This is a genomic window from Thiocapsa sp. UBA6158, assembly GCF_002423035.1.
GTDB lineage: Bacteria > Pseudomonadota > Gammaproteobacteria > Chromatiales > Chromatiaceae > Thiocapsa.
On the sequence record NZ_DIUM01000081.1, the window covers coordinates 1 to 7814 of the forward strand.

At 62.8% G+C, this 7814-nt stretch carries 5 protein-coding genes; all 5 read right to left on the reverse strand.

Features of this window, described 5'->3' with window-relative positions:
- Window positions 1–1385, reverse strand: a 1385-nt coding sequence (locus B4N44_RS11415) for an MBL fold metallo-hydrolase (protein ID WP_296700863.1), incomplete at its 3' end; no start/stop codon positions are given.
- Window positions 1386–1457: 72 nt separating this feature from the next.
- The gene (locus tag B4N44_RS11420) at window positions 1458–2222 is read right to left on the reverse strand and encodes a crotonase/enoyl-CoA hydratase family protein (protein WP_296700864.1); all 765 of its coding nucleotides are present in this window, start codon (window positions 2220–2222) and stop codon (window positions 1458–1460) included.
- A 12-nt stretch (window positions 2223–2234) separates the two neighbouring features.
- The gene (locus tag B4N44_RS11425) at window positions 2235–3053 is read right to left on the reverse strand and encodes a hypothetical protein (protein ID WP_296700865.1); all 819 of its coding nucleotides are present in this window, start codon (window positions 3051–3053) and stop codon (window positions 2235–2237) included.
- Window positions 3054–3170: 117 nt separating this feature from the next.
- Window positions 3171–6158: an EAL domain-containing protein gene (locus B4N44_RS11430; protein ID WP_296700867.1), complete on the reverse strand. Its 2988-nt coding sequence runs from the start codon at window positions 6156–6158 to the stop codon at window positions 3171–3173.
- A gap of 119 nt (window positions 6159–6277) precedes the next feature.
- Window positions 6278–7039, reverse strand: coding sequence for an N-acyl amino acid synthase FeeM domain-containing protein (locus tag B4N44_RS11435; RefSeq protein WP_296700869.1), 762 nt, complete (start codon window positions 7037–7039; stop codon window positions 6278–6280).
- Between the last annotated feature and the right edge of the window lie 775 nt (window positions 7040–7814).

The window sequence follows — 7814 nt, forward strand, 5'->3', positions numbered from 1 at the left end:
ATGAAGTCGACCGGTTCTGCGGCGAGGCGTCGCAGCGAGGCGATGTAGGCGTGCATGTCACCGTCGGGAGGATCGACGACCGTCGTCGAGCCGTTGAGCACGTGATCGCCCGAGAAGAGCAGCCGGTCCTCTTCGAGAACGAGGCACAGGTGATTCGCGGCGTGACCGGGCGTGTGCACGACCCGCAGTGTCGAGTCGCCGACCCGCAGCCGTTCGCCGTCCTCGAGCGCCCGATCCGGAACGAAATGCGAGTTCGCGCGGGCATCGGGCCCCGAGGGCAGCCCGAGGATCGGCACGTTGCGCCCGACCGCATCCCGCAGCATCGGCGCGCCGGGCGAGTGATCTGGATGCGAATGGGTGCAGACGATCGTGCGCAGGCCCTCGCCCACGAAGGCAGCGATCCGCGCGATGTGCTCGGCCGAGGCGGGGCCCGGGTCGATGACCAGATAGTCCCCGGGCTCGCCGACGATGTAGGTGTTCGTGCCGGGCCCCGTCATCATGCCGGGGTTCGGTGCAGTGAGCCGATGCAGGTTGCGCCGCAGGGCCACCGGCTCGTCGTGCCGCCAGTCGAGCGAATGGACGACCTGCCCGTCGGGCGACACCAGCTCGAGTTCGCCGAACTGCATCTCATCCTCGGTGAACCGGGTGTCGCGTCCTGCCACCCTGCCGCCTCGCGGGCAGGAGCGGAACATGGCAGCCTGCGTGACGCAGGTGTCGAGTACCTCGGCGACCCGCCGGAAGCGCTCGAGCTGGCGCAGCGTCCGGATCGTCGGGAAGATCATGCTGAAGCCGCCCTGCGCGTGCCGCTCCAGGGCCTGCGAGGGATTCACCCACACCGGCTCGAACTGCTCCGCACCGTCGGCGATCGCTTCCTGGCCCTCGGGCATCGGCGCGACGAAGAACCGTACGTCGAAGCGCTTGGGCAGATCCCGGTCCGTGATCCAGTGCGACAGCCAGGCCGTTCGGTCGAGCGCCAGCTCCAGCCTGGCCGATGCGAGCTGGCCGTAGAAGTCCGCCTCGGTCGAGCGGTCGAGGGTCGAGGCGATCTCGGGCGGGCAGTGGTCGTCCGAGCCCGCGCGCCAGGCGAGCAGGATGCCCAGTTCCTCGAAGGCCTCGCGCAGCGCCGCCGCCGCGAAGTGGCGGTGCAGTGCGTCCTGGTCTTCGCGGGCACGTGCGACCGCCAGCGCCGCCGCCGACGTATCGGCGGCGTCGAGGGTGCCGCCCGGGAACACATAGGCGCCCGGCGCGAAGCTCGCGGTGGCCGAGCGGCGGGTCATCAGCACCTCGAGCCCGGCGTCCGCGTCGCGCAGCAGGAGGATCGTGGCAGCGGGGCGGGTCGTGACCGGCTCGCGCCAGCCGTGCAGCAGTTTGTCTCGTCGGATCATGAGTTGGCGGTTCGTGGGGGCAGGCCGGATGGGCAGGGGGGATGCAGGGCGGGCGTCGGGCGAGGCGCGCGCTCAGGTGGTGCGACCGTGCCGGCCCGCGCCCTGCTCGAAGCGCGCTGCGCCGGCGACCGACTCGCCCGAGGCGATCGTTGCCATGCCGCGCTCGAATTCGTTGGCCATGGCCGCGTCCAGCGTCAGGCCGAACTGTTCGTAGGCTGACAGCCGGTCGCTGCGCAGGCAGTTCTGGGGCAATGCGGCGAGTTCATGAGCGAGTGCGATCGCCGCTTCGCGGGCCGTGCCGTCCGGGACCACCCGGTGGGCCAGCCCGATCGCGAGTGCTTCCTGCGCATCGACCGCGCGTCCCGTGAGGATCAGGTCGAGCGCGCGCGACAGTCCGATCAGCCGGGGCAGCCGAACCGTGCCGCCGTCCACCAGCGGGACGCCGAAGCGCCGGCAGAAAATCCCGAAAACCGCACTGCGTTCGAAGATCCGCAGATCGCACCAGAGCGCGAGTTCTGCGCCGCCCGCGACTGCGTGGCCCGAAACCGCGGCGACGACCGGCTTCGACAGCAGCATCCGCGAAGGGCCCATCGGCCCGTCGCCAGTCGCGTCCAGCCGGTTGCCGCGCGTGCCCGCGGCGAAGGCCTTCAGGTCCGCGCCTGCGCAGAACGTACCGTTCGCGCCTGCGAACACGCCGACCGAGAACCCCGGGTTCGCGTCGAACTCCCGGAAGGCGTCCGCGAGCGCACGAGCCGTCGGGCCGTCGACCGCGTTGCGCGCCTCGGATCGATCCAGCGTGACGATGTAGACCGGACCGTCCGTATCGGTCGTTACCATCGTCGCGCCGCTTCAGTGTCCGGCAATCCCGAGCGCGGCGAGCGTGGGGCCGGCCGGCTCGAACCGTTCGCCATAGCGCATCGCCAGTTCACGACAGCGTGCAAGGAAGTGCTCCGTGCCGAGTGACTGCACCGTCGACACCGCGGCTTCGGCCGTCAGCGGAACCTGCGTGCCGAATGCGGTTTCGAGTGCGGCCGTCGGCGCATCGCCCGTCGCGCGCAGCGCCCCGAGCATCGCCGCATAGCGCAGCCGGTCTACGACGTCCGCCTCCAACACCTTCGCCGTGCGGCGTTCGAAGGTCTTCAGACCTGACCACAGCTGCGGCGGCTCCGACCCGTGATCGTAGAAGCCTGCACCGCCGGAACGGCCCATGCGGCGATACCCGTGGGCCATCTTTTCGAGCACGTAGACCGCCGGTTCCGGCATGCGCCGGGACTTCACCTTGTGTGCGTGGGGCTTCGGGTTGGCCGGCGCCGGTGCGTGGTTGTGCTCATGGCCATGCGCGTGGTGGTCGTGATGCACGGGCCCATGGTCGTGATGCGGATGGCCGTGGTCGTGGTCGTGCCCGTGGTCGCGCGAATGCCCGTGATCATGCGCGTGCTCCAGCGCGTGGAGCTCCGCATGCAGCGCGTGATCCAGCGTCTCGAGCGAGATGTCGTCCAGGACCGCCAGTACGCCCGAGCGTAGCGAGGCCGCAAGCGAGGCCGCTTCGACCGTCGTGGCGGGGACACCGTCGCCGAGGAGGGCGAGCGCCTCGTTCAGGATGGCTTGCGCGACCGGGTGGGCGTAGAGGCTGGCGCCGTTCGGCGGGGGGGCGGCGTGCGTGCTCATCGGGTTGTTCGAGGTTGCCGACTCAGGATCGTGGTCGGCAATGATATCCCCTGCAAGGCTCGCCCTGCGCCGCGTCGCCTCGTGCGGTGGCGGCGCTGTCTGCGCGCCTGCGCGGTGCTAGCCTGCCTTGCGCGGGATGCTCAGCGGGCTGCGCGCGGCCGATGCGTATCGACCGCGGTCGTCCAGCAGAGCCAGTACCTGCGGATCCCTCACGAGCGCACCGCCCGAGAGGGCTGCCGTCACGATATCCGGCGCGATCGGCCGGACCAGCCCGAAACCCTGCCCGTAGTCCACGCCCAACTCGATCAGCGACGCGATCGTGTCCGGCGTCTCCGCCCATTCGGCGATGCTGCGCATGCCGAGTTCATGTGTCAGCTCGACGATCGTCCGGGTGATCGCATAGTTGGCAGGATTGCGGTTGATGTCCCGGACGAAACTGCCGTCGATCTTGATGAAATCCGCCGGAATTTCCTTGAGGTAGTTGAACGACGTATAGCCCGCCCCGAAATCATCGAGCGCCAGCTTGCTACCGTACATGCGCACCCGATCGACGAACCGCCGAGTCGATCCAAGGTCGTGGAGAGCGACGCTCTCCGTGATCTCGAAGCACAGTTTCGGCATCGCGAGCGGATGCTCGGCGATCATGGCGAATGCGTCGTCGACGAAGCGGGTGTCGTTGAGCGAAGCGCCACTGATGTTGATCGTGGCGAACGACAGGCGCTCACGGTGAGCGGGGTGGTCGTCGAGCCATTCGAGGGTGTTCCTGAGAACCCAGCGGTCGATTTGTGCCATCAGACCGTTTCGTTCGGCAGCGCCGATAAATTTCCCGGGTGGAATCACAGAGCCGTTTTCTCCTCGCATCCTGATCAAAACCTCGTAACTTAGCGAAGCCATAGCTGATCCAAGCGCAACGATAGGCTGGAACTCAAGGAAATATCGATCTGTCGGAGTTCGCTGCTGCAGGTCGGCAACGACCTTCAACTCGTCTAAGTGCGCCCTAAGTGCTGCGTCGCTATCAGTCAAGCGAACTACGCAATTGCGTCCACGAGCCTTTGCCTCGCTGCATGCACGATCCGCAGCCGCTACAGCGTCTACCGGGGTCATCGACCTTTCGATGGATACCGCGCCGACACTGACAGTCATGTTGATACCTTTTCCATCGACCTCAAAAGGCTTGTCGCTGATGACCTCACGGAATCGCTCAGACAGCCCGACGATCGCTTGATCGGGGCACTCAAAGAGAACTATTACAAATCCATCAGCCAGACGGGCTGCGACGTCTCGACTCCTTACCGCTTGACTCAACCTGGTGGCGGCCAGTTGCAGTAATGCGTCGCCGGTGCCGTGTCCGTGGAGATCGTTAATGAGCTTGAAGCGGTCAAAGTCTATATACGCTAAAGCACAAGCGCCGCCCGCCTGTACGTTGCGGATTGCCTCCTCAAGCGTTGTATACAGCCCGCGGCGATTGAGCAGTCCAGTTAAGACGTCATGGTCGACAAGCTTACGTAATTGTCCTTCTGCTTGCTTCCTGGACGTGATGTCTTGAATCGAAGCTTCGATTGAGCCGGCATTCGAAGTCGCTCTGGCCAAAAGCCAAAGGGGTTTTTGGGTCGCTCGTGTGACGAGGATTTCAACATCTGACCCGCCCGAGCTCCGGGCGGCTTCACGCAATCTTTGTAGGCCGTCTAAACCGATTAATGATTGAATATAGGGCATGTCCTTTACGGAGGCGTTAGGTGCGATTCCGAAAATTTGACAGAACGCCGGATTGAAGACCGACAATTGACCTTCGGCGTCAGAACTGAAGAGCCCGACAGGCATCGAATTGTAGTTATCGGCGTATTTCGCGAGTGCGCTGACGGTTTTCGCCTGGGCGCGCACGCGTGCTTCTCTTTCCAAGCGGATCTTTTCGGCCAGTGCCACGCCAGTGACGAGTGCTCCTGCGATCGATCCAACCTGCGCATTCAACAAGAACGGCGTGTTTAGGTAACCGGACGCATAAAGAACCTCTCCAAGCATTCCCGTGACTGTGAACCCCCACGAAAGAGAGTACCAGTACGCGATTCGGGAGCGTTGGGTGACGGCAGCTTGAAGCGCCTGTGCAAAGTTGAGCGTCAGCGCGATACCTGCGAGCGCCCAAAATGCTCGCTGGAACGCGCTATGCGACAGCCATATGGCCAGTATGGCTAACGTTAAGAAGCCAATCTTTTGTACCGCATAGATCGTATTCCATGGTTTTTTGCTTACGGTAGAAGGGAATAGAGATTCGTAAAGGTATATCGTGAGGATTGCATAGGCCGCCAGTGATACGCGTGAGAAAACAAGCGACCACTCCACCGCTACGTTAAATCCAATCCACGCAAGGTCCCATCCGCCGTTAAAGGCAGCAACCCGATAGCTCGCAATTAACCAGCCTGAGAACAGTAAGAACGTCCAGTCTCGGTTGATAATCGCGACCAGGCAGCAAAAACCCGCGAATAGGATAAGAATCCCAAGAAGGGCGCCGCCAAGTCGTTCGAATTGAAGTTCGGTTGTGGCGTAATCCGTTGCCTTCCACAGGAAAACTTTCGGGATGGCTATCGTGTCGGAATACACTGCGACGTAGAGTGTTCTTGCGCTGCTATCTTTCGGGAGCGTAATTGCGAACCCGCCCTTGGAGGCATGAGTTGCGTCGCTGAGGTCTACACTCGTTGGCGTCCCGTTCGTATCGGGGCCTACCAACCACGCGTTTACACTTTTCGGGCGAAGCAGTCGAAATTCTGTGACAGTCGACTCTTTCAAAGCTTCTGCCTTGGGAAGCTTTAGGCGGATCCAGAGTGCACGATGCGGAGTTCGTTCGATTGGGCTGAAGTGCTCGAGATCTTGGGCAAATGCCCGTTGCATCTGGTCCAGCCCGACTGGTTCGTCTCCTCCCTGCAGAAAGGCAACGGTGCGCGAGGCTAACTGTATGGGTGCTCCGTCCGGCAGCAACGCTTTGTAGAAGCTCGCTGCACCGAGCAGCACGCACACCAGGACCAGCGTGACCAGAGCCGCCGAAAGGAATCGAGGCGGGGCCCAGTCAGCGGTGTCAAGTACTTGCGACGATGGATGTAGAGCGGGTTTCACGTTGCCCGCCTAGCCTTATAAGATTACTCCGGAGAGCAATCTAGGCTATCAATGAGCGGTCCGACGTGTGTTCTTGACGAACGGCGGGGGCGGGAGTGCAGACGGGGGCCAAGTGAGGTCTATACGAGAGAAACCCCGAAGACGGATTCCAGAAGCTCGTCGCTGGGCGGCTCCACGACTCGCCGCCGTGGGGTCGCCCACATCCCACTGACAGATGAGAAGATTTGGATGTCCGGTGTGAAGTCCTGACACATGAACTTATAGAGCGGATGCTGATTCTTCAGCCACTCACGCTCAGCGGCGATCACTTCTAGCGCTAGAAGCCTGACCGGTATGCCTTGGGAGGCGGGGATAGTACGAAGAGATCCTTGTGACTCCACGTCCACGAATCCGAGTCGTTCGTACTGGCGATCCAAGGGAGGCTTCGCACCGACTACGATCCACTCCACCTGTGTAGCAAGACAATACCGGTGTAGGGCCTTGAACAGAGTCAACTTCGCTAGGGATCCTTCTCTTCCGGAGGCGACACCGAGGCGCGAGACGTTTGCGATCGTTCTGCCTGCGAACTGAGGCCTACCCCTGAGCACTTCCTCGATTCCAAGCGGCCGGTCGAAGTTGGTCTCGATACGCATCGTGGCAATCGGTTCGCCACCTTCCTTTGTCTCGGCAAGAAGAACAAGCGACGACCGCGAACGGTCCTCCGGTTCCGGCACCCGCAGTGCCGACGCGAGTTCTGGTAGGTGGCGTGAGTAGGCCTTGACCCTGATCGCAACAGCTTTTTGGAGATGCTCTTCCGTCCGGACGATCCGAACCACGAAGGGGAGGAGTACCGTGTTGATTCCGGTTGCCGGGTCTACGGCTTCTTGTCCAAGGTCCGACATAACAGGAGCGGAGTATCGTGTCCGAAGTTCTGACAGTGTGCCTGAGCCGCCTACTCAGAAGGCGGGCGTTGGGGCGTCCCGGATGGCGTGGAGGCAGTACGGTGTACGCCTGGTGCGAGCGCGACCTCCGCTTCAGGGACAACGGACTATTCGTGGGAACCCGGGTGACCGTTAGATTGGGCAGCCCAACTTCGAACGTACACTAGTGTTGTTCCGCAAACGGTTGAAAAGTACGGCAAATTTCTGATTGGGGCAACTTCCGGCGGGTTACGCGGTGGCCGAGTTGCGACGGAACAGACGCATAGCGAGATCGCACACCGGCCTTTAGAGCTCGTTTCTGGGCCGAAAGCCGTTAGGCGTCACACCGGTTCGGTCACGTGACGCACCGTGGGCGGCGCCATAGCCGAGGTGGGTCGTCTATAAGCGACCACCGCTGGCGGATGCGCTTCGTGGTCGGGCGCTTTCCTACTATGCCCGCACTCAGGAAGGCGGGCAGCCAAGCTTCGGCTTGCATGAAGTTCCCGCTCTGCCCCCGGGTTTCACGCCTTCCCATCTCACTGCTTCGGCTTCTTGCAGCGGCGCAGCTAGACCTTTTGTCGTAGTGCAGGATGGAGCTACAGCTCGCAGAATCGAGTCCTGCTGATGGCCTCGCATAGCGTCAGAGCGGGGAGTTGGTGCAGCCGAAGTTGAAAGTACGCTGCAGTAGCTGGCCCGGCGTCCCTAGGTTGCCGTGCTAGATGTCAGGCAAGAGTCGGTGCGCGTCAAGCAACTTGTC